Below are 17,298 nucleotides of genomic sequence, written 5' to 3' on the forward strand. Positions count from 1 at the left end.
CGAGCAAGCTCGAGGAGGAATTTTCGGTCACGGGTTCCATGCGAGGAACCTTTCGATCAGCGCCAGGCCGTACGCCTGGCTCTTTTCCGGATGAAACTGCACGCCCAGCAGATTGTCGCGGCCGATCGCCGCGGTCACCGTGCCGCCGTGGTCGGTCGTCGCCAGCACGTCGCCACCGGTGAAGGCGAAGCTGTGGAGGAAATACGCCTCGCCCGGCACGATCAGCGGGTGGGGGACGCTTGGCACCACGTCGTTCCATCCCATGTGCGGCACGCGAACGCCCGGCGATGCGGGCAGCGCGCGGACCTCGCCCGCGATCCAGCCGAGCCCGGCGTGCTCGCCCATCTCGTGGCCCGTCGTCGCCATCAACTGCATGCCCACGCACACGCCCAGGAACGGGCGGGCGTGAGTCAGGACCGCCTCCTCCAGCGCCGCGACCATGTCGGGAATCGCGCGGAGACCCACGGCACACGCGCCGAACGCGCCGACGCCGGGCAGGACGACACGGTCGGCCCCGCGCACGACGTCGGCATCCGCCGTGACCGCCACATCGCGCGCGCCGGCAGCCAGCAGCGCATTGTGCACCGACTTCAGGTTGCCGGCGCCATAGTCGATCAGCGCGATCGTCACGACAGGACGGCAGCGATCGCGTCTGCGGCAAAGCTCGCGGCGATCTCGGTCACGGCGGCGGTTGCGACGCCCGAGGTGACGAACGGATCGGTCGCGGCCAGCGCCTCGACCTCGGCACGGGCCCCGCGGAACACCAGCACGCCGCCGGTCCGCGGCACCTGCCGCCCGGCGATCAGCAGCACGCCCGCATCGACCCCGGCCTGCAACCAGGCGACATGCGCCGCCATCTGCGCATCGACCTGTTCGATGGGCGCGACATAGGTAAGGGTCACGATCGATACCGGCGCCGCGTTCAGCCGGGCCATTATAGTGTCCCCTTGGTCGACGGAATCGCGTCGGCCTTGCGCGGGTCGATCTCGATGGCGGTGCGCAGAGCGCGCGCTAGGCCCTTGAACGCGGCCTCGGCGATGTGGTGGTTGTTCTCGCCGTACAGGGTGTCGATGTGCAGCGTCAGGCCGGCGGTCTGCGCGAACGAGTGAAAGAAATGCGCGAACATCTCGGTGTCCATCTCGCCCAGCCGCTTCTGGGTAAAGGGCAGGTTGCCGACGAACCAAGGGCGGCCCGAAATGTCGAGCGCGACGCGGGTCAGCGTCTCGTCCATCGGCGAGAGCGCGTCGCCGTAGCGGCGGATGCCGCGCTTTTCGCCCAGCGCCTGCGCGATCGCCTGACCGAGTGCAAGCCCCGTATCCTCGACCGTATGGTGCTGGTCGATATGCAGGTCGCCGACCGTCTTCACGTCGATATCGATCAGCGAATGGCGCGACAGCTGTTCGAGCATATGGTCGAAGAAGCCGACCCCGGTTTCGATCCGGTAACGGCCGGTGCCGTCCAGGCCGACGGTCACGTCGACAGACGTCTCACTGGTCTTGCGGGCGATGGTGGCGGTGCGCATGGGCGAGCCAATAGCGCGGCCCTCGCGCGGTGCAATCAAACTTCACGTTCGCGTCGCCCAAGCTTGACCGCGTCGCGGATTGGCGTAGCAAGGCCGGCATGACCAGCGGTGTTGCCGATAGCCTGATTCCGTACGACGAGATCGTGCAGGAGGCGCTGCGCGCCGTCGTCGGCCGCGTGCTGAACAGCATCGCGGAATCGGGCGGCCTGCCCGGCGAGCATCATTTCTACATCACCTTCAAGACGCAGGCGGCCGGGGTCGACATCCCCAAGCGCCTGATCGAGCGCTTCCCGGACGAGATGACCATCGTCATCCAGCACCGTTTTTGGGATCTGAAGGTGACCGACAAGGGCTTCTCGGTCGGCCTGTCGTTCAACCAGGTGCCATCGACCCTGGTCATTCCGTTCGCTGCGATCACCGGCTTCCACGATCCGGCAGTCAACTTCGAGCTGCGCTTCCAGGCGAACGACGACGGCGACGTCGAACCGCATGAGCCGGCCGATAACGACGAACCGATCGCCAAGCCGGTCGAGGACGGTTCGAACGTCGTCGCGGTGGATTTCAAGCGGAAGAAGTGAGCGAGGCGCGTAGCGCGAGCTAATCGCCGGCCGCGAAAGCGACGCGAACGACCGGCCGGCGCGGCCAAGTCGCGACCGACCCCGGCCTTCGCCGGGGCAGGCTTGGGATTTACTCCCATGACGTCCCATCCGAACACCCAGTCATTCCCGCGCAGGCGGGAATCCATCTCCTGCCGTCGCCCGTGGCCAGTACGGGAATTGGGTCCCCGCCTACGCGGGGACGAGGAGGGGGTCTTCGGAGGTCCTCTCGCACACGGAAGCGGCGTGGAACGAGCGCGCGCCTGTAGCGTAGGTCCGCCATGACCGACGCCACTGCCACCCGCACCGAAACCGACTCGATCGGCCCGATCGAGGTCCCCGCCGATGCTTATTGGGGCGCGCAGACGCAGCGATCGATCGAGAATTTCCCCTTCGGCCCGAGCGAGCGGATGCCGATCGGCATTGTCCAAGCGCTCGCCCTGGTGAAGCAGGCTGCCGCGCGCGTGAACCGTGACGATCTGGGCGCGGACAAGGCCGATGCAATCGACTCGGCCGCGGACGAGGTCGTCGCCGGCAAGCTCGACGACCAGTTCCCGCTCGTCATTTGGCAGACCGGCAGCGGCACGCAATCGAACATGAACGTCAACGAGGTGATCGCGGGCCGCGCCAACGAGGTGCTGACCGGCACGCGCGGCGGCAAGGCGCCGGTGCATCCCAACGACGACGTCAACCGCGGGCAGTCGTCGAACGACAGCTTCCCGACCGCGCTGCACGTGGCGACGGCGCTGGCGATCCGCAACAGGCTGACCCCGGCAACCGAGCGGCTGATCTGCGCGCTTGACGACAAGGCGAGAGGCTGGGCGGGGATCGTGAAGATTGGCCGCACGCACCTGCAGGACGCGACACCGCTGACGCTGGGGCAGGAATTTTCCGGCTATGTCGCGCAGCTCGAAAACGCGCTGGTTCGCATCACCAAGGCGTCGGAACGCAATCTTTTTCCGCTCGCGCAAGGTGGCACCGCGGTCGGCACCGGGCTTAACGCGCCGGAGGGCTTCGGTCCGTCGATGGCGGCGGCGCTGGGCGACCTGACGGGGCTGGCCTTTGTCAGCGCCGACAACAAGTTCGAGGCGCTGGCGTCGAATGACGGGCTGGTCGACGTGTCCGGCACGCTGTCCGTGCTCGCGGTCGCCCTCACCAAGATCGCCAACGACATCCGCCTGCTTGGCTCGGGTCCGCGCTCCGGGATCGGCGAACTGGTGCTGCCGGCGAACGAGCCTGGCAGCTCGATCATGCCGGGAAAGGTCAACCCGACCCAGTGCGAGATGCTGACGATGGTCGCGGCCCAGGTGATCGGCAACCACAGCGCGGTCATGGTCGGCGGGATGCAGGGGCATCTCGAACTCAATGTCTTCAAGCCGCTGATCGGCGCCGCGGTGCTGCGCTCCATCGACCTGCTGGCGGTCGGGATGGAAAGCTTCGCGACTCGCTGCGTCGAAGGGATGGAGGCCGACGATCGGCGCATCGGCGAGCTGGTCGACCGCTCGCTGATGCTCGTCACCGCGCTTGCGCCCGAGATCGGCTACGACAGTGCCGCGACGATAGCCAAGCACGCGCACGAACATGGCGTGACGCTGAAGGAAGCGGGGCTGACGCTGGGTCTGGTCGGTGGGGAAACCTTCGACCGGGTAGTCCGCCCGGAAGCGATGGTCTGACGGAACGATTTCCTCTCGCCAGCGCTTCACCGCCACGAACGAGGAGGCAAATCTATGTTGAGTACAGCCCTCGGCGCCCTGATCGGTGGCGCCATTGATGGCGCGGACGGTGACGATTCGACGTGGGACGGCGCGCTTGCCGGCGCGGCGACCGCTCTGGTCGTGCGGACGCTGGTGCCGGTCGTGCTGACCTATGCGGTCGGCTGGGGCGTGCTCAAGGGCCTCGACATCGGCAAGGACGCGGTTTTCGGCAAAGGACAAAAGGCATGATCGGCAAGATTATCGGTGCGCTCGTCGGGCGCGAAATGGATCGTCGCGACGGTGCGGGCGGCGCCAAGGGCGCGCTGCTCGGCATGGCCGCAGCGGGTGCGCTGCGTCGCATGGGTCCGCTCGGCATGATCCTGGGCGGCGGCTATGTCGCCAAGAAGGCCTATGATCGCCGCAAGGCGTCGCGGCGGCCGCTCTAGGCCCCGAACTGCCAGCTTCTGATCGCATCGACGGGCGACAGCAGCATCACCACGTTGAGGATCAGCCCGTCGCGGATCGCCCAGAGCGTCACCAGCTCGAACGCGACCGCGACGGCGATCGTCACCCACACCGGAGCGCGCCGCGCAAACGCGAAGCCCAGCGCCATCCAGGCGACGTCAGCCACCGAATTGACGATCGAGTCGCCGGTATAGCCGAGCGCGATCGTCGCCTCGCGATAGCGGTCGATAATGATCGGCGAATTCTCCAGCACTTCCCATGCCGCCTCGATCGCGACCGCCAGAATCAGGCGTTCGCCCGGCGGGCGACGGCGCAACAGCACCCATCCCAGCGCGTAGAACAGGAAGCCGTGGATGATGTGGCTGGGCGTATACCAGTCGGCGATATGCTGGCTGTTCCCGGCGTCGAGCTTGGGATGCCAAAGATCGACATAGCCGCAGGTGCAGATCGGATTGCGCCCGTTCGCCCACAGGATCGCTGCCATGCCGGCGAGAAGAACCCCGACGATCAGCCAATGACGCGGACGGATATCGGTGAGGGAAGGGCGGGACATTTCAGACGAGTAGCGCGCCGTGGCCGCGATTTCCACGATGCCCCGCCGGCACGGAGAGGCAACAGGCGTTCGCCATCATCCCCTGCTAACCCCGGTTGACCCCGCCGCCTGCCCGCGTCAGAGGCACGCGATGCCGAACCGCCCCACAACCGACCCGCACGGCTTCAAGCGCCGCGGCCTAATGTTCGTGCTGTCTTCGCCGTCGGGCGCGGGCAAATCGACGATCGCGGGGAAGCTGCTCGCCGCCGAGCAGGACCTGAAGGTCTCGGTCAGCTACACGACGCGCGCGATGCGGCCCGGCGAAGTCGATGGGCGGGACTATCATTTCGTCGACCTCGAACGCTTCCGCACGATGGTCGACGAACATGAGTTCCTGGAATGGGCGCATGTGTTCGACCACCGCTACGGCACGCCCAAGACCGACGTATTCCACATGCTGGGCGAGGGGCAGGACATCCTGTTCGACATCGACTGGCAAGGCGCGCAGCAGCTGCACCAGCTGGCTGGCGGCGATGTCGTCCGCGTCTTCATCCTGCCGCCGTCGATGCCCGAGCTGCGCAGTCGGCTGGAGCGGCGCGCGACCGACAGCCAGGCGGTGATCGACGCCCGCATGGCGCGCGCCGCGAACGAGGTCAGCCACTGGGACGGCTACGACTATGTCCTGGTCAACGACGACGTCGAACAATGTTTCGAACACGTCCGCACCATCCTGGCCGCCGAGCGTTTGAAGCGATCGCGTCAGACCGGGCTGATCGGCCTGATCCGGCACCTGACCAAGACCGTCTGATCCAGACCCAGTAAGGAATACGCGATGCCCGGTGGCCTGGTTGCCCTGCTCGACGACATCGCGGCGATCGCGAAACTGGCCGGGGCCTCGCTCGACGACGTCGCGAGTGCGGCGGGTCGCGCGGGCACGAAAGCGGCGGGCGTCGTCATCGACGATACCGCGGTTACCCCGCGCTATGTGACCGGGCTCAGCCCCGATCGCGAACTGCCGATCATCGGCAAGATCGCGCTGGGGTCGCTGCGCAACAAGCTGTTGTTCCTGCTGCCCGCCGCTTTGCTGCTCAGCGCCTTTGCGCCGTGGGCGATCACGCCGATCCTGATGGTCGGCGGTGCGTACCTGTGCTTCGAAGGCGCGGAAAAGGTGTGGGAGGCGCTGTCGGGCCAGCACCACGCGCAAGAGGTCGCCGAGATCGTCGACCCCGCCGAGCTGGAAAAGCGCCAGGTGTCGGGCGCAGTGCGCACCGACTTCATCTTGTCGGGCGAGATCATGGCGATCGCATTATCCGACCTGGAAGGCGAACCGCTGCTGACGCAAGGGCTGGTCCTGGCGGTCGTCGGTATCGCGATCACCATCGGCGTCTACGGCGTCGTCGCGCTGATCGTGAAGATGGACGATGTCGGGCTGCGGCTGGCGCAGTCGGGGTCGAGCGCGACGCAGGCGATCGGCCGCGGGCTGGTCGCGGCGATGCCGAAATTGCTGAAGGCGCTGTCGATCATCGGTACTGCGGCGATGATCTGGGTCGGCGGCGGCATCATCGCGCACGGCCTGGAGGTCTTCGGCCTGGGCGCAATCCCGCACGCGATCGAACATGTCGCCGATGTCGCGGCGAACGCGGTTCCGGCGGTGCATGGCGCGGCCCACTGGGTCGTCGCGGCCATCGGCGCAGCGATCGTCGGCGGCATCGTCGGCGGCGTGATCGTTGCGATCTACCATGCGGTGAAGAAGACGCGCGGGACGCACTGACCATCGCGCTGCTGCCCTCATTCGGGCAGCTTGCGGTCGTCGATCTTACGGGTCAAATCGCTAGCGGCGATGTAGTCGCATCGTGGCGACCGCGGGAAAATTGGTCGGGGAAAGAGGATTCGAACCTCCGGCCCCTGCCTCCCGAAGGCAGTGCTCTACCAGGCTGAGCTATTCCCCGACCGGCGCCGGCCGGGGCGAACCCTGGCTGGCGAGGCGCGGCCTATATCGGGCGCGCGCCGGGGTTTCAAGCGATGTTTTCGAAGTTTCTCGGGGGGCTCTGGCGGGGGCGCGACCGTGCGGCTAGGCTGGCGGCCATGTCATCGCTCGAATGGGTTGCCGCGGCGCTCGGCCTCGTCTGCGTCGCGCTCGCCGTCCGGCGGAGTCTGTGGACCTACGCGTTCGGCGTCGCCTCCACCGCGCTGCTCGCGGTCGTTGTGTTCGAGGCGCGGCTGTACAGCCAGGCACTGCTCCAGGTCTTCTTCGTCGCGATCAACGCGTACGGCTTCCTCAACTGGCGGCGCGCGAAGGCGGCGGGCGGCGAGGTGGCGGTCGAGCGCATGTCGCCGCGCGACCTGGGTGTCTGGAGCATCGGCATCGCGCTGGCGACGCTCGGCTGGGGCTGGGCGATGCACCTGCTGACCGACGCCGCGCAGCCGTTGCTCGATGCGAGCATCGCCGTCGTCAGCGTCGCGGCACAGCTGCTGATGGCGCGGCGGCGGCTCGAGAATTGGACTTTGTGGATCGCGGTCGATATCGCTTCCATCCCGCTGTTCCTGGGGCAGGGCCTGCGCATCGTCGCGGGGCTGTACCTCGTCTATCTGGCGCTTGCGATCTGGGGCTATGTCGACTGGCACCGCGCGGCGCGGGCGGCAGAGCCGGTCCCGGCATGACGCGGACGATCTGCCTCCATGGGCCCGAAAGCACCGGCAAGTCGACCATCGCGCCGCGCCTGGCCGCGCATCTGGGCGGCGCCGTGATCGACGAATATGGCCGCACCTATGCCGAGGCGAACGGCATCGAATTCACGATGGCCGATCTGGTCGCGATCGCGAAAGGCCATGATGCTCAGACCCAAGCCGCAATCGCGCGGGGCGCCGATCCGGTGATCCTCGACACCGATCCGCTGATGACCGCGGTGTGGGCGGATATGCTCTTTGGCCGGCGTGACCGGTGGTTCGACGCTTGGGACGGGACGGCGGACCTGTATCTGCTGTTCGACATCGACCTGCCGTGGGTCGAGGACGGAACGCGGATGTTCGGTACCGCCGACGCGCGGCGCCGCTTCTTCGACCGGTCACGCACCGAACTGGAGCGGCGCGGGGTGCGCTGGGCGCTGGTGCGCGGGCAGGGCGAGGATCGCTGGCGCTCGGCGCTGGCTGCGGTGGCCGGCTTGTTCCCGGCCTGACGGAGGCTTACATCCCGAGTATGGCGCATCATCATCACCACGAACACAGCGGCGACGCGCTGGCCCAGGCGGCCGAAGCGGCGCTGGTCAAGGCCGGCGAGCAATGGACCGCGATGCGCGCGCAAGTCTTTTCCGCGCTTGCGGGGTTCGAGAAACCGGCGTCGGCCTATGACATCGCCGAAGCGGTATCGAAGACCGAGGGGCGCCGGGTCGCCGCCAACAGCGTCTACCGCATCCTCGACCTGTTCGTCGGCGCGAACCTTGCCCGCCGTGTCGAAAGCGCCAACGCCTATGTCGCGAACGCGCATCCCGACTGCCTGCACGACTGCATCTTCCTGGTGTGCGACAGCTGTGGCCAGACGACGCATATCGACGACGACCACATCACCGACACCGTTCGGGCCAAGGCCACGGGCGCGGGCTTCGCACCCATACGTCCGGTGATCGAAGTGCGTGGCACGTGCGAGGCGTGCGGAGCGAAGGCGGCGTAACCCCCGCCTGCGCGCCGGCACGGATCACTTCAAAAGCGAAAGAAACCGCACACCGGCATCGAAATCGGCGCGATGGACGGCCGTCGCCTGGGCGGCGAGCTCGTCCTTGCCCCACATCTCTTCCTGCCAGTCCTCGTCGATCCGCGCGGCGTGCCACACGGTGTCGGCGTCCAGCGCGCCTTCGACCAGCGCGAGTGCCAGCACCAGCGAGCCGGTGACGGTCACGATCGGATGCAGCCCCGCGAGCGTAAAGGCGTCGCGCGCCGCCGCCACCGCATCGCGCAGTCGCTCGATCGTGGCGGCTGGTTGCGGGCGATGCATGACGCCGGCGGTCGTCTCGAAATGGACATCGTACCGCGCCCGGGCCCAATCGAGCGCGGGGTCCCAGGCGGCCTGCTGGCGCTCGACCAGCGGCGCGGGCTCCTCGGCGCGGTAATACAGCAGATCGCTCTCGCCATAGCGGGCGAGCGACACGGCAAAGACGGCCGGATCGGGCGCGATGGTGTCGAGGCTAGCGTTGGCGAGACCCGTCAGCGGCATCGCGCGCGGGTCAATCGTCGCTCCGACGCTGCGCCATTCCCCGGCGATCGCGTCGGCCAGCACGCGCGTCGGTACCGCCAATGGCGTGCGCTGCGGCGTGCGGATCGGCTTGCCGTCCAGCGCGATACCGTGGCCGTCGCCCTGCGGCACCACCGATACGTCGGTCCAGAACCGCTTCACTTGCTGCGCCACCGATGCGCCAGTGCGCGCGGCACCACCGCCATCATGTACAGCGCGGCGAGCACGATCGCGACGCCCAGCACCTTGTCCGGCCAATCGGTCGCGCGCGCGACCAGGATCAGCCCCAGTACGGCGCCGGCGGTGGCGGCAAGCCGGGTCGCGACGATTGCCATCCAGCGGTTACGGGCCTGTGTGTCGGGGGTCATGCCGCCGAGATAGAGCGTGGCGCCACGCAGGCAAGCATCGCGTCGGCCAGATCGTCGGCATGATCGACGACCTGCATCGCACCCGCCGCGGTCAGCAGCGCGGGCGGATGATAGCCCCAGGCGACTCCGATCGCGTGCGCCCCCGCCGCACGACCCATCGCCATGTCGTAGCTGGTGTCGCCGATCATCACCGTGTCGGCTGCGTCGGCGCCGGCCTCCGTCATCGCCGCCAGCGCCATCGCCGGGTCGGGCTTGGACGGGTGGCGATCGGCGGTCTGGAGCGTCACGAAGGCGGATGTCAGCCCGTGCGTCGCCAGGATGATCGACAGGCCGCGGTCGGACTTGCCGGTCGCGACCCCCAACGCCCAGCCGCTGTCGGCGAGAGTCGCCAGCGCGTCCGCAATGCCGGGGTACAGCGGCTCGTGCGCGAAATCGGGCGTCCCGCGCATCGCGGCGAACGCGTCCTTGTACGACTGCGACAGCGCCTCGCACGCGACCGGGTCGGCGTCCGGGTGGAGGACCGCCATCGCCTGCGGCAGGCTCAATCCGACGATGCCGCGGATCGCGTCGCGCGGCGGCGGGGCCAGGCGATGCGCGTCGAACGCGCGCTCCACCGCCAGGCAGATGTTGGCGGCCGAATCGACAAGGGTCCCGTCGCAGTCGAACAGCGCGAGCCGCGTCATGCGAGGCTCCGCATCAGCTGCGCGATCCCGCGCCGGCCCGCGGCGTCGCTGGCATCGGCGGCGGTCAGCCGCGCGGCGTCGGGCTTGTTCTGCCCCAGCTTCAAGGTGCCGCGCCATGCGGTCACCTCCAGCGTGAAGCCGATGATGCCGTTCAGCATCGCATCGAACCGGCGCGGGTCCATCTTCGCGCGCGTCCAGGCGAGCTTGGGCAATCGCGCCTCGTGTTCCGCCGTCAGCCGGTCGACCTGTGCGACCAGGGCGTCGCGATCCATGCGGCGGACGGTCCCCTCCAGCTCGACCGCGGCATAGTTCCACGTGGGCACCTGATCGGCGTCGAGCCCGTACCAGTCGGGGCTGATATAGCCGTCCGGGCCCAGCACCGCGAAGACCGCGGTCGCGCCGTCCAGATGCCGCGTCAGCGCGTTGCCGCGCGCAAGGTGCAGGTCGAGCGTCGCGTCGCCGTTCCATATCGCCGGCACCTGCGCGACCCGCGGACCGTCGGGCGTCGCGGCGAAGAGCTGGCCGAACGCGATCTCCCGCACAAACGCGCGCATCGCGGGCCGGTCCTCCCAGCGGAAACTGGCGTTCGGGTGCACCGGGTCAGCGACGACCGCGCGGGGGCGCCGGGGGCTTGCCGCTGGCCGGCGCGCGTCGGGCCGGCTTCGGCGTCGTCGGTGCCTTGCCCTTGACCGCCGGCTTGCCGCGTGTGGGCGGCTTGCCCTTGGCCGCAGCTGCCTCGTCGGCGTTGCGCGATGCACCGCGCGCCCGGCGTTCGCCCTTGCGGTCCTTGCGGATGGTCTTGGCGTGCGCCTTGGCTTTCTGCTTTTCCTCAGCGCGCGTCGGGGCGGGGCCTTCGTCCTCCAGCGGCCGGTCGCCCAGCGTCAGGTCGAAGCCGAGCAGCTTCATGCTGTCGGCGAAATGCTCGGGCAGCTCAGCGGTCACGTCGACCCGCCCGCCATCGGGGTGGTCGATGCGGATGCGCCGGGCATGGAGGTGCATCTTGCGGCTGACCCCGCCGGTCAGGAACGCGTCGGCCCCGCCGTATTTGCCGTCGCCGACGATCGGGTGCCCGATCGCCGCCATGTGCACGCGCAGCTGGTGGGTGCGGCCGGTCAGCGGTTGCAGCTCGACCCAGGCGGCGCGGTTACCGGCGCGCTCGATCACGCGGTAGCGGCTGCGCGAGGGCAGGCCCTCATGCTCGCTGACGTGCATCTTCTCGCCGCCTGTGCCGGGCTGCTTGGCGATCGGCAGATCGACCAGGCCGTCGGCGATGTCGGGCACGCCGGTGACCAGTGCCCAATAGACCTTGCGCGCGGTGCGCCCGGAAAAGCTCTTGGCGAAATAGGCCGCGGCCCGCGCCGATCGCGCGATCAGCAGCGCGCCGGACGTGTCCTTGTCCAGCCGGTGGACCAGCTTCGGCCGTCCTTCGGCATCGAACTGCAACGCGTCGAGCAGGCCGTCGACATGCTCGGTCGTCTTGGTCCCGCCCTGCGTCGCGAGGCCGGGCGGCTTGTTGAGCACGATCGCCTGCGCGTCGCGGTGGATGATCATCCCCTCCGCCAGCGCGACCTGTTCGTCGCTCAGCGGCGGGCGTTCGCGCTTCGGCCGGGCGGCCGCGGCGGGCGTCGGTGCCTCGGCCGGCGGCACCCGCAGGATCTGCCCAGCGGACAGGCGGGCGCCGGGTTCGGCGCGCGCGCCGTCGATCCGCAATTGCCCGGTGCGCGCCCAGCGCGACACGACGTTGAAGCTGACGTCGCTCAGATGCCGCTTGAACCAGCGGTCGAGCCGGATGCCGTCGTCATCGGCGCCGACCTTGAATTCGCGCACGTCGCTCATGCCGCTACCCTCGCAATGGCCAGGCCGCCGAACAGCGCCGCGATCGACCCGACGACCGAGGCTAGGACGTAGCCCGCCGCCAGCGGCAGCGCGCCGCGTTCGATCATCAGCGCGGCATCCAGGCTAAAGGCGGAAAAGGTGGTGAAGCCGCCGAGCACACCGACGCCCAGCAGCAGCCGGGTCTGTTCGCTGCCGCCGGTGCGCACCAGCGTGCCGGCGAGCAGGCCCATCAGCAGCCCGCCGATCAGGTTCACGCCCAGGGTGCCCCAGGGGTAGTCGGGTCCGAAGGTGCCGAGCGTCCAGCGCCCGAACAGATGCCGCGCACCGGCGCCGACTGCGCCGCCCGCCATCACGATAAAGAGGTTGCCCATGATGCCCGCGGTAGCGCGGACGCGCGCGGGCGTCACCTTTTGATTGCGCCCGAGCGCCCGATCAGCCGGTGCGCGTCACGACCAGCCGCAGGTCGGCGATCCCGCTTGCATCGCGCCCGATCAAGGTCAGCGTGCTGCCGTCGCGCGCCCGGGCGGCAGTCAGCACGTGCACGGCGCCATCGCGTGCATAGGTCACGCGGTAGCCCGCACGGGCGAAGCGCGCGGACTCGCTCGCCAGCAGCGAGCCGAGCGGCACGGCGGCGCCATAGGCGACCAGGCGCAGGTGACAGCCGGGCGCATCGCTGCCGGCGGCCTCGATCACGCGCGCGGCGGCGGGCAGCGGCGTGTCGCGGGGCAGGCGGGTCGCCCAGATCGCCGAATAGCCGACCGCGGACAGGCAGGGCTGAACCGCCGGCCCGGCCAGGCGCGCGGCAAGCGCATCCAGCGTCACCGCCTCGTCCGACGCGCGACATGCGGCGCAATTGCCGTCGGCCACATCGGGCAACGGCGGCGCGCCCGCGATTCTGTCGGTCGGGGCGATGTCGATGGCCGGGATCGGCGCGCCGATCGCCGCGTCCGGCGGGCGGACGGCATCCAGGTTGGCCTGGAAGCTCAGTGCCTGGTCGCTCATCAGCGGCTCGGCAACGGTCGCCGCGATCAGCGGATCGGTCGATCGGCGCTGTTGCAGCGCCGGATCGGGCGTGCGTGACCCGCGATCGCAGCCGGCCAGCAGCGCCATGCCGCTCAGGACCGCCAGGATCGGGACGAGCGATGCGCGCATCGTCGCCCTATGGCCCCATCGTGGTTAAGGAAGCGTTCGGGGCAGGGCCTGCGGAAATGGATGGTGTATTATCTTGCAGATACACCATCGACGAGCCATATGGCGGACATGCTGAACATTCTCTCGATCCTCACCGGCCTGGTGTCGCTGATCTTCGTGATCCCGGGCGTCATTCCTCTTCTGGGCTGGATCAATTGGCTGGCGATCCCGATCGCGGTCGTCGGCCTGGTCATCGGTATGTTGTCCAGTCGCAACACCGGTCGAAACCTGAACATCGTGATCCTGTTGATCGCGGTCGTCCGCCTGTCGCTGGGCGGCGGCATCCTGTAACGAAAAGGGCCCGGCGATCGCTCGCCGGGCCCTTCGTTTGACCTACCGGGGTCTTAGCGGCAGCGAACGCCGCCACGATCGACTTCACGGCCGAGCAGGGCACCGCCACCGGCGCCCAGCAGCGTGCCGAGCAGGCCCGAGCCACCGCGGTCCAGCGCGTTGCCCAGGAAGCCACCGGCGACACCGCCGACAATCAGGCCGGTCGTGCCGTCGTTGCGGCGGCAGTAATAGCGGTTGTCGTTACCACGATAGATGCGGTCGTTCCGGCCGAGGCGGCGCTCCTGGTAATAGCGGCCGTCGCGATAATAGCGATCGGCGAAGTAGCGACCTTGGCCACGCTCCGAGCGGTTCCAGTCGTAGTTGCGATACTGGCGCCAGTCGCGCGTATCGCGACGATAATCCTGGCGGGCATCGCGCACGTCGCGGTTGTAGTCGCGGCGCGCGTCACGGACGTCGCGGCGCGAGTCGGCGTCGCGGATGTCGCGGCGATAGTCCTGACGGGCGTCGCGGACTTCACGGTTGTATTCGCGCGCGGCTTCACGCGGGGATTGCTGGGCCGCAGCCGGTACGGCGGTAAGGCCCGTTGCAGCAGCGACGATTGCCAGAATGGCGGTACGCATAACATTCTCCTGTCGAATGGATGTGTGCACAACGCCGACGAATTGATCTGGGTTGCGTGAACCGAAAACTACGTTTCGTTCACTCGGCCGACAGGTCGATCCGCTGGGTCAGGGGATAGGCGAACAGCAGGTCGGCGTCGCCCTGCGCCGCGATCGTCGTTCGACCGGTGACGGTCAGGCATTCGCCCGCCGCAAAGCCGGTATCGCCGGCGGTGCCCGATCCGGTGATCGGGACCAGCCACCCGCTGACGCCGTCGGGCAGCGTCACGTCGCGCGTGCCCGCCGACCAGCGCTCCAGCACGAATTTCGGCCCCTCGACCAGGATCTCGCGGGTGTCCGACACGCGGCCCGGTGCCGGCTGGGGCACGAACGGTTCGGCATCGCTGACCGCGATCCCGTCGTCCAGATGCAACTCGCGCGGGCGGCCATAGTCGTACAGGCGATAGGTCGTTTCCGAATTCTGCTGGATCTCGATGACGGTCAGGCCCGCGCCGATCGCGTGGATCGTGCCCGAGGGTGAGTAGAAGAAATCGCCCGCCTTCACCGGCTTCCAGTCGACCAGATGCTCGATCGACCCGTCGAGCGCGGCCGCGCGCAGCGTTTCATCGTCCACCGCTTCGTGGGTGCCGATCGCGATCGTCGAATCCGGTTCGGCAGCCAGGATCAGCCAGCATTCGTCCTTGCCGCGCGGCAGGCCGCGCGCCTGCGCCTGCACGTCGTCCGGATGGACCTGGATCGACAGTTTTTCCGACGTGAACAGATATTTGACCAGCAGGTCGGGCTCGCTGTCGCCCGGTGCCTGGAACCAGACTTCGCCGATCGGTTCCCCATCCTGTGCCGGATCGGCAAAGCCCGGCCACAGGTCGTGGCGACCCCAGGGCTTTTCGACGCGGTGGGTGGCGAGCTTCGTGACGGTCATTCGATTGGGCCTCGGTCCGATGGGTGCGGTTGCGAAACGCCGTTCCGGTAGGGCAATTTCCAGCCCCAAGTAAAAACATTTTGAGCGGACGGTCGGCTAAGCTAAACGCGGGCCCAGCCATGCGTATGTCCGTACCCCGCGCCGTCGCGCTCTCGACCCTCGTCCTCACCGCGCTCGCGACCTCGGCTTGCGCCGGGCGCGGCGGGAACAAGGCCGACACTCCCTACGTCGCCCGCGACGTCAACACGCTGTATGCGGCGGCCAAGGAGCGCCTCGACCGCGGCCTGTACAAGGAAGCCGCCGCGCTGTTCGACGAGGTCGAGCGCCAGCACCCCTATTCGATCTGGGCGCGCCGCGCGCAGGTGATGGGCGCCTTTTCCTACTATCTCGCGCAGGACTATACCCAGGCGATCCAGTCGTCGCAGCGCTTCCTGTCGGTGCACCCGGGCAACCGCGACGCGCCCTATGCCTATTACCTGATCGCGCTCAGCTATTACGAGCAGATCAGCGACGTGACCCGCGACCAGAAGATCACGCAGCAGGCGATGGACGCGCTGGGCGAGCTCAGCCGCCGCTATCCTAACACCCGTTACGCCGCCGATGCGCGGCTGAAGATGGACCTGGTCCGCGATCACCTGGCGGGCAAGGAAATGGAGATCGGCCGCTTCTACGAGCGCCGCGGCCAGTGGCTCGCCGCCTCGATGCGGTTCCGCACCGTCATCGACCAGTATCAGACGACGACCCACACGCCCGAGGCGCTGATGCGCCTGGTCGAAACCTATCTGGCGCTGGGCGTACGCGAGGAGGCGAAGAAGTCGGCCGCCGTGCTCGGCGCCAACTATCCCGGCACCGACTGGTACAAGCGCGCCTACGACCTGATCGGCGAATATCCCGTCCTGCCGCCGCAGCCGCCCAAGGCCCCGGTCGGCGCGCTGAAGCCGGTCGGCGAGAAGCCGGTCAAGAGCTGACCCGGCCGCTTCGGCCGGCCGTAGCCCCATGGCCAAGATCCGCGCGGACCAGCTGATCGTCGATCGCGGCCTGGCCGAAAGCCGCACGCGTGCTCAGGCGCTGGTGATGGCGGGGCTGGCCTTCGTCGGCGACCGCAAAATCGACAAGCCCGGGCAGATGCTGCCCGCCGACGCCGCGATCGAGGTGAAGGGGCGCGACCACCCCTGGGTGTCGCGCGGCGGGATCAAGCTGGCGCACGCGCTGGACCAGTTTGCGATTCCCGTGAGCGGTGCGGTCGCGATCGACGTCGGGTCATCGACCGGCGGCTTTACCGACGTGCTGCTGACCAGGGGCGCGGCGCGGGTCTACGCCGTCGATTCGGGCACCAACCAGCTGGCGTGGAAGCTGCGCCAGGACGAGCGTGTCGTCGTCCATGAACAGACCAGCGCGCGCATCCTGACGCCGGCGCACATCCCCGAACCCGTCGATCTGGTCGTCTGCGACGCCAGCTTCATCGGCCTGGCCAAGGTGCTGGACGTGCCGCTGTCGTTCGCCAGACCCGACGCGCGCCTGGTCGCGCTCATCAAGCCGCAGTTCGAGGCGGGGCGCGACGAAGTCGGCAAGGGCGGGGTCGTGCGCGACCCGGCGGTCCATGACCGCGTCTGTCGCGACGTGTCCGACTGGCTCGTCTCGATCGGCTGGAGCGTCGAGGGGCTGACGACCAGCCCGATCACCGGCCCCGAGGGCAATGTCGAGTTCCTGATCGTGGCACGCAATGCGGCGGCACGCGTTGTGGCGGATGGTGCGGTGCATTAAGGACCGCCAGCGAAACGATCGAGGGTAGGCTGCCGGTGAGCGAAATCGCGTCCAAGGGTCAGTTGCGAATGTCCTTCCTGCGGTGGGCGGTGGTGACTGTCCCGCTGATCCTCCTGCTCGGTTTCGCCTCCGGTCGGCTGGTGCCCTCGGGCAGCGAGAACGCCTGGTACACCGCGCTCGCCAAGCCGGCATTGACCCCGCCGGGCTGGGTGTTCCCCGTCGCGTGGACGACGCTCTACATCCTGCTGGGCCTCGCCGTCGCGCTGATCGCGGATGCGCGCGGCGCACGGGGGCGAGGCTTGGCGCTCGGCCTGTTCGCGCTTCAGTTCGTCGGCAACCTGGCGTGGACGCCGTTGTTCTTCGGCGCGCACAAGGTCGTGGCGGCGCTGGTGCTGATCGCGGTGATCCTGGTCCTGACGATCGCGACGACCTTTGCCTTCGCCCGCATCCGCAAGGCAGCGGCCTGGCTGCTGGTGCCCTACATGGTCTGGCTGAGCTTTGCCGGGCTGCTGACGCTGGGCATCCACCGGCTGAACCCCGACGCGCAGACCCTTGTGCCCGCGTCCGCGACCACCCAAATCGCGCTGTAAGG

The 17,298-nt window shown here is 68.5% G+C and carries 26 protein-coding genes and 1 tRNA gene; 13 read left to right on the top strand and 14 right to left on the bottom strand.

Annotated features, from left to right (window positions below; all coding sequences use genetic code 11):
• Positions 1-27: 27 nt before the first annotated feature.
• The 3 genes from hisH to hisB are packed head-to-tail and all read right to left on the bottom strand — an operon-like array spanning position 28 to position 1,522.
• Positions 28-630 (bottom strand): imidazole glycerol phosphate synthase subunit HisH, encoded by a 603-nt coding sequence (gene hisH / locus ASE86_RS03170; RefSeq protein ID WP_056422236.1) that lies wholly within the window; start codon positions 628-630, stop codon positions 28-30.
• On the bottom strand, positions 627-935 hold the full coding sequence (locus ASE86_RS03175) for a YciI family protein (RefSeq protein ID WP_056422239.1): 309 nt from the start codon (positions 933-935) through the stop codon (positions 627-629). The genes hisH and ASE86_RS03175 overlap by 4 nt, the downstream gene beginning before the upstream one ends.
• Entirely contained in the window at positions 935-1,522 is a 588-nt protein-coding gene (gene hisB / locus ASE86_RS03180) for an imidazoleglycerol-phosphate dehydratase HisB (protein ID WP_056422242.1), read from the bottom strand. Before hisB ends, ASE86_RS03175 begins: the two co-directional genes overlap by 1 nt.
• A gap of 98 nt (positions 1,523-1,620) precedes the next feature.
• Here hisB and ASE86_RS03185 point away from each other — a divergent pair, with 98 nt between their 5' ends.
• The 4 genes from ASE86_RS03185 to ASE86_RS03200 all read left to right on the top strand — a co-directional run bounded on the left by ASE86_RS03185 (position 1,621) and on the right by ASE86_RS03200 (position 4,258).
• Positions 1,621-2,100 carry an SspB family protein gene (locus ASE86_RS03185; protein ID WP_056426529.1) on the top strand — a complete coding sequence of 160 codons (480 nt, stop codon included), beginning with the start codon at positions 1,621-1,623 and terminating at the stop codon, positions 2,098-2,100.
• Positions 2,101-2,399: 299 nt separating this feature from the next.
• Positions 2,400-3,791, top strand: coding sequence for a class II fumarate hydratase (gene fumC / locus ASE86_RS03190; protein WP_056422245.1), 1,392 nt, complete (start codon positions 2,400-2,402; stop codon positions 3,789-3,791).
• A gap of 54 nt (positions 3,792-3,845) precedes the next feature.
• Entirely contained in the window at positions 3,846-4,061 is a 216-nt protein-coding gene (locus tag ASE86_RS03195) for a hypothetical protein (protein WP_056422248.1), read from the top strand.
• Complete coding sequence (locus ASE86_RS03200; RefSeq protein ID WP_056422250.1) at positions 4,058-4,258, top strand: hypothetical protein; 201 nt, start codon at positions 4,058-4,060, stop codon at positions 4,256-4,258. The genes ASE86_RS03195 and ASE86_RS03200 overlap by 4 nt, the downstream gene beginning before the upstream one ends.
• On the opposite strand, the gene ASE86_RS03205 is transcribed toward ASE86_RS03200, so the two are convergent.
• Positions 4,255-4,830 carry a DUF2585 domain-containing protein gene (locus tag ASE86_RS03205; RefSeq protein WP_056422252.1) on the bottom strand — a complete coding sequence of 192 codons (576 nt, stop codon included), beginning with the start codon at positions 4,828-4,830 and terminating at the stop codon, positions 4,255-4,257. The genes ASE86_RS03200 and ASE86_RS03205 overlap by 4 nt on opposite strands.
• Positions 4,831-4,960: 130 nt before the next feature.
• Between ASE86_RS03205 and gmk the strand changes: the two genes are divergently transcribed.
• Together gmk and ASE86_RS03215 are read left to right on the top strand one after the other, a co-directional pair.
• The gene (gene gmk, locus ASE86_RS03210) at positions 4,961-5,617 is read left to right on the top strand and encodes a guanylate kinase (protein WP_056422256.1); all 657 of its coding nucleotides are present in this window, start codon (positions 4,961-4,963) and stop codon (positions 5,615-5,617) included.
• Between the two features lie 24 nt (positions 5,618-5,641).
• Positions 5,642-6,580 carry a DUF808 domain-containing protein gene (locus tag ASE86_RS03215; RefSeq protein ID WP_056422259.1) on the top strand — a complete coding sequence of 313 codons (939 nt, stop codon included), beginning with the start codon at positions 5,642-5,644 and terminating at the stop codon, positions 6,578-6,580.
• 101 nt (positions 6,581-6,681) lie between these two features.
• Here ASE86_RS03215 and ASE86_RS03220 read toward each other — a convergent pair.
• Positions 6,682-6,758 (bottom strand) — tRNA-Pro (locus ASE86_RS03220).
• A 136-nt stretch (positions 6,759-6,894) separates the two neighbouring features.
• Here ASE86_RS03220 and pnuC point away from each other — a divergent pair.
• Genes pnuC through ASE86_RS03235 form a run of 3 tightly spaced genes read left to right on the top strand, consistent with a single transcriptional unit; the run spans position 6,895 to position 8,476 of the window.
• On the top strand, positions 6,895-7,470 hold the full coding sequence (gene pnuC / locus ASE86_RS03225) for a nicotinamide riboside transporter PnuC (protein ID WP_056426531.1): 576 nt from the start codon (positions 6,895-6,897) through the stop codon (positions 7,468-7,470).
• Positions 7,467-7,985 (top strand): AAA family ATPase, encoded by a 519-nt coding sequence (locus ASE86_RS03230; protein WP_056422262.1) that lies wholly within the window; start codon positions 7,467-7,469, stop codon positions 7,983-7,985. The genes pnuC and ASE86_RS03230 overlap by 4 nt, the downstream gene beginning before the upstream one ends.
• Positions 7,986-8,005: 20 nt before the next feature.
• Positions 8,006-8,476, top strand: coding sequence for a Fur family transcriptional regulator (locus ASE86_RS03235; protein ID WP_056422264.1), 471 nt, complete (start codon positions 8,006-8,008; stop codon positions 8,474-8,476).
• 24 nt (positions 8,477-8,500) lie between these two features.
• Here the strand turns inward: ASE86_RS03235 and ASE86_RS03240 are convergent, their stop codons facing one another.
• The 7 genes from ASE86_RS03240 to ASE86_RS03270 form a co-directional block, all read right to left on the bottom strand.
• Positions 8,501-9,196, bottom strand: a complete 696-nt coding sequence (locus ASE86_RS03240; RefSeq protein ID WP_056422267.1) for an ATP12 family chaperone protein — start codon at positions 9,194-9,196, stop codon at positions 8,501-8,503.
• Positions 9,193-9,402, bottom strand: a complete 210-nt coding sequence (locus tag ASE86_RS03245) for a hypothetical protein (protein ID WP_056422269.1) — start codon at positions 9,400-9,402, stop codon at positions 9,193-9,195. Before ASE86_RS03245 ends, ASE86_RS03240 begins: the two co-directional genes overlap by 4 nt.
• A complete protein-coding gene (locus ASE86_RS03250; RefSeq protein WP_056422274.1) occupies positions 9,399-10,085 on the bottom strand; it encodes an HAD-IA family hydrolase in 687 nt (228 codons plus the stop codon). Before ASE86_RS03250 ends, ASE86_RS03245 begins: the two co-directional genes overlap by 4 nt.
• Positions 10,082-10,639: an FMN-binding negative transcriptional regulator gene (locus ASE86_RS03255; RefSeq protein WP_235523974.1), complete on the bottom strand. Its 558-nt coding sequence runs from the start codon at positions 10,637-10,639 to the stop codon at positions 10,082-10,084. The genes ASE86_RS03250 and ASE86_RS03255 overlap by 4 nt, the downstream gene beginning before the upstream one ends.
• A gap of 46 nt (positions 10,640-10,685) precedes the next feature.
• Positions 10,686-11,921 (bottom strand): RluA family pseudouridine synthase, encoded by a 1,236-nt coding sequence (locus tag ASE86_RS03260; protein WP_082441638.1) that lies wholly within the window; start codon positions 11,919-11,921, stop codon positions 10,686-10,688.
• Positions 11,918-12,292, bottom strand: coding sequence for a fluoride efflux transporter CrcB (crcB, locus tag ASE86_RS03265; protein WP_056426534.1), 375 nt, complete (start codon positions 12,290-12,292; stop codon positions 11,918-11,920). Before crcB ends, ASE86_RS03260 begins: the two co-directional genes overlap by 4 nt.
• 61 nt (positions 12,293-12,353) lie before the next feature.
• A complete protein-coding gene (locus ASE86_RS03270; RefSeq protein ID WP_056422279.1) occupies positions 12,354-13,073 on the bottom strand; it encodes a hypothetical protein in 720 nt (239 codons plus the stop codon).
• A gap of 108 nt (positions 13,074-13,181) precedes the next feature.
• Here ASE86_RS03270 and ASE86_RS03275 point away from each other — a divergent pair, with 108 nt between their 5' ends.
• Positions 13,182-13,403: a hypothetical protein gene (locus ASE86_RS03275; protein ID WP_056426537.1), complete on the top strand. Its 222-nt coding sequence runs from the start codon at positions 13,182-13,184 to the stop codon at positions 13,401-13,403.
• 53 nt (positions 13,404-13,456) lie between these two features.
• On the opposite strand, the gene ASE86_RS03280 is transcribed toward ASE86_RS03275, so the two are convergent.
• Together ASE86_RS03280 and ASE86_RS03285 are read right to left on the bottom strand one after the other, a co-directional pair.
• A complete protein-coding gene (locus ASE86_RS03280) occupies positions 13,457-14,023 on the bottom strand; it encodes a glycine zipper 2TM domain-containing protein (protein ID WP_056422282.1) in 567 nt (188 codons plus the stop codon).
• Positions 14,024-14,102: 79 nt separating this feature from the next.
• The gene (locus ASE86_RS03285; protein ID WP_056422284.1) at positions 14,103-14,942 is read right to left on the bottom strand and encodes a class I mannose-6-phosphate isomerase; all 840 of its coding nucleotides are present in this window, start codon (positions 14,940-14,942) and stop codon (positions 14,103-14,105) included.
• 119 nt (positions 14,943-15,061) lie between these two features.
• On the opposite strand from ASE86_RS03285, the gene ASE86_RS03290 reads away from it, so the two are divergent.
• From ASE86_RS03290 to ASE86_RS03300, 3 genes are all read left to right on the top strand, one after another.
• Entirely contained in the window at positions 15,062-15,910 is an 849-nt protein-coding gene (locus ASE86_RS03290; RefSeq protein WP_082441641.1) for an outer membrane protein assembly factor BamD, read from the top strand.
• 28 nt (positions 15,911-15,938) lie between these two features.
• Positions 15,939-16,706 (top strand): TlyA family RNA methyltransferase, encoded by a 768-nt coding sequence (locus tag ASE86_RS03295; RefSeq protein ID WP_056422287.1) that lies wholly within the window; start codon positions 15,939-15,941, stop codon positions 16,704-16,706.
• A 68-nt stretch (positions 16,707-16,774) separates the two neighbouring features.
• Positions 16,775-17,296 carry a TspO/MBR family protein gene (locus ASE86_RS03300; RefSeq protein WP_056422290.1) on the top strand — a complete coding sequence of 174 codons (522 nt, stop codon included), beginning with the start codon at positions 16,775-16,777 and terminating at the stop codon, positions 17,294-17,296.
• Positions 17,297-17,298 lie beyond the last annotated feature (2 nt).

It is taken from the genome of Sphingomonas sp. Leaf33 (assembly GCF_001421785.1).
Classification (GTDB): domain Bacteria; phylum Pseudomonadota; class Alphaproteobacteria; order Sphingomonadales; family Sphingomonadaceae; genus Sphingomonas.

What these genes read in the sequence shown, in the direction of transcription:
- ASE86_RS03175 (WP_056422239.1), bottom strand. Translation starts at nt 935, where the DNA reads ATGGCCCGGCTGAACGCGGCGCCGGTATCGATCGTGACCCTTACCTAT.
- hisB (WP_056422242.1), bottom strand. Translation starts at nt 1,522, where the DNA reads ATGCGCACCGCCACCATCGCCCGCAAGACCAGTGAGACGTCTGTCGAC.
- ASE86_RS03185 (WP_056426529.1), top strand. Translation starts at nt 1,621, where the DNA reads ATGACCAGCGGTGTTGCCGATAGCCTGATTCCGTACGACGAGATCGTG.
- fumC (WP_056422245.1), top strand. Translation starts at nt 2,400, where the DNA reads ATGACCGACGCCACTGCCACCCGCACCGAAACCGACTCGATCGGCCCG.
- ASE86_RS03195 (WP_056422248.1), top strand. Translation starts at nt 3,846, where the DNA reads ATGTTGAGTACAGCCCTCGGCGCCCTGATCGGTGGCGCCATTGATGGC.
- ASE86_RS03200 (WP_056422250.1), top strand. Translation starts at nt 4,058, where the DNA reads ATGATCGGCAAGATTATCGGTGCGCTCGTCGGGCGCGAAATGGATCGT.
- ASE86_RS03205 (WP_056422252.1), bottom strand. Translation starts at nt 4,830, where the DNA reads ATGTCCCGCCCTTCCCTCACCGATATCCGTCCGCGTCATTGGCTGATC.
- gmk (WP_056422256.1), top strand. Translation starts at nt 4,961, where the DNA reads ATGCCGAACCGCCCCACAACCGACCCGCACGGCTTCAAGCGCCGCGGC.
- ASE86_RS03215 (WP_056422259.1), top strand. Translation starts at nt 5,642, where the DNA reads ATGCCCGGTGGCCTGGTTGCCCTGCTCGACGACATCGCGGCGATCGCG.
- pnuC (WP_056426531.1), top strand. Translation starts at nt 6,895, where the DNA reads ATGTCATCGCTCGAATGGGTTGCCGCGGCGCTCGGCCTCGTCTGCGTC.
- ASE86_RS03230 (WP_056422262.1), top strand. Translation starts at nt 7,467, where the DNA reads ATGACGCGGACGATCTGCCTCCATGGGCCCGAAAGCACCGGCAAGTCG.
- ASE86_RS03235 (WP_056422264.1), top strand. Translation starts at nt 8,006, where the DNA reads ATGGCGCATCATCATCACCACGAACACAGCGGCGACGCGCTGGCCCAG.
- ASE86_RS03245 (WP_056422269.1), bottom strand. Translation starts at nt 9,402, where the DNA reads ATGACCCCCGACACACAGGCCCGTAACCGCTGGATGGCAATCGTCGCG.
- ASE86_RS03250 (WP_056422274.1), bottom strand. Translation starts at nt 10,085, where the DNA reads ATGACGCGGCTCGCGCTGTTCGACTGCGACGGGACCCTTGTCGATTCG.
- ASE86_RS03255 (WP_235523974.1), bottom strand. Translation starts at nt 10,639, where the DNA reads ATGCGCGCGTTTGTGCGGGAGATCGCGTTCGGCCAGCTCTTCGCCGCG.
- ASE86_RS03260 (WP_082441638.1), bottom strand. Translation starts at nt 11,921, where the DNA reads ATGAGCGACGTGCGCGAATTCAAGGTCGGCGCCGATGACGACGGCATC.
- crcB (WP_056426534.1), bottom strand. Translation starts at nt 12,292, where the DNA reads ATGGGCAACCTCTTTATCGTGATGGCGGGCGGCGCAGTCGGCGCCGGT.
- ASE86_RS03270 (WP_056422279.1), bottom strand. Translation starts at nt 13,073, where the DNA reads ATGCGCGCATCGCTCGTCCCGATCCTGGCGGTCCTGAGCGGCATGGCG.
- ASE86_RS03275 (WP_056426537.1), top strand. Translation starts at nt 13,182, where the DNA reads ATGCTGAACATTCTCTCGATCCTCACCGGCCTGGTGTCGCTGATCTTC.
- ASE86_RS03280 (WP_056422282.1), bottom strand. Translation starts at nt 14,023, where the DNA reads ATGCGTACCGCCATTCTGGCAATCGTCGCTGCTGCAACGGGCCTTACC.
- ASE86_RS03285 (WP_056422284.1), bottom strand. Translation starts at nt 14,942, where the DNA reads ATGACCGTCACGAAGCTCGCCACCCACCGCGTCGAAAAGCCCTGGGGT.
- ASE86_RS03290 (WP_082441641.1), top strand. Translation starts at nt 15,062, where the DNA reads ATGCGTATGTCCGTACCCCGCGCCGTCGCGCTCTCGACCCTCGTCCTC.
- ASE86_RS03295 (WP_056422287.1), top strand. Translation starts at nt 15,939, where the DNA reads ATGGCCAAGATCCGCGCGGACCAGCTGATCGTCGATCGCGGCCTGGCC.
- ASE86_RS03300 (WP_056422290.1), top strand. Translation starts at nt 16,775, where the DNA reads ATGTCCTTCCTGCGGTGGGCGGTGGTGACTGTCCCGCTGATCCTCCTG.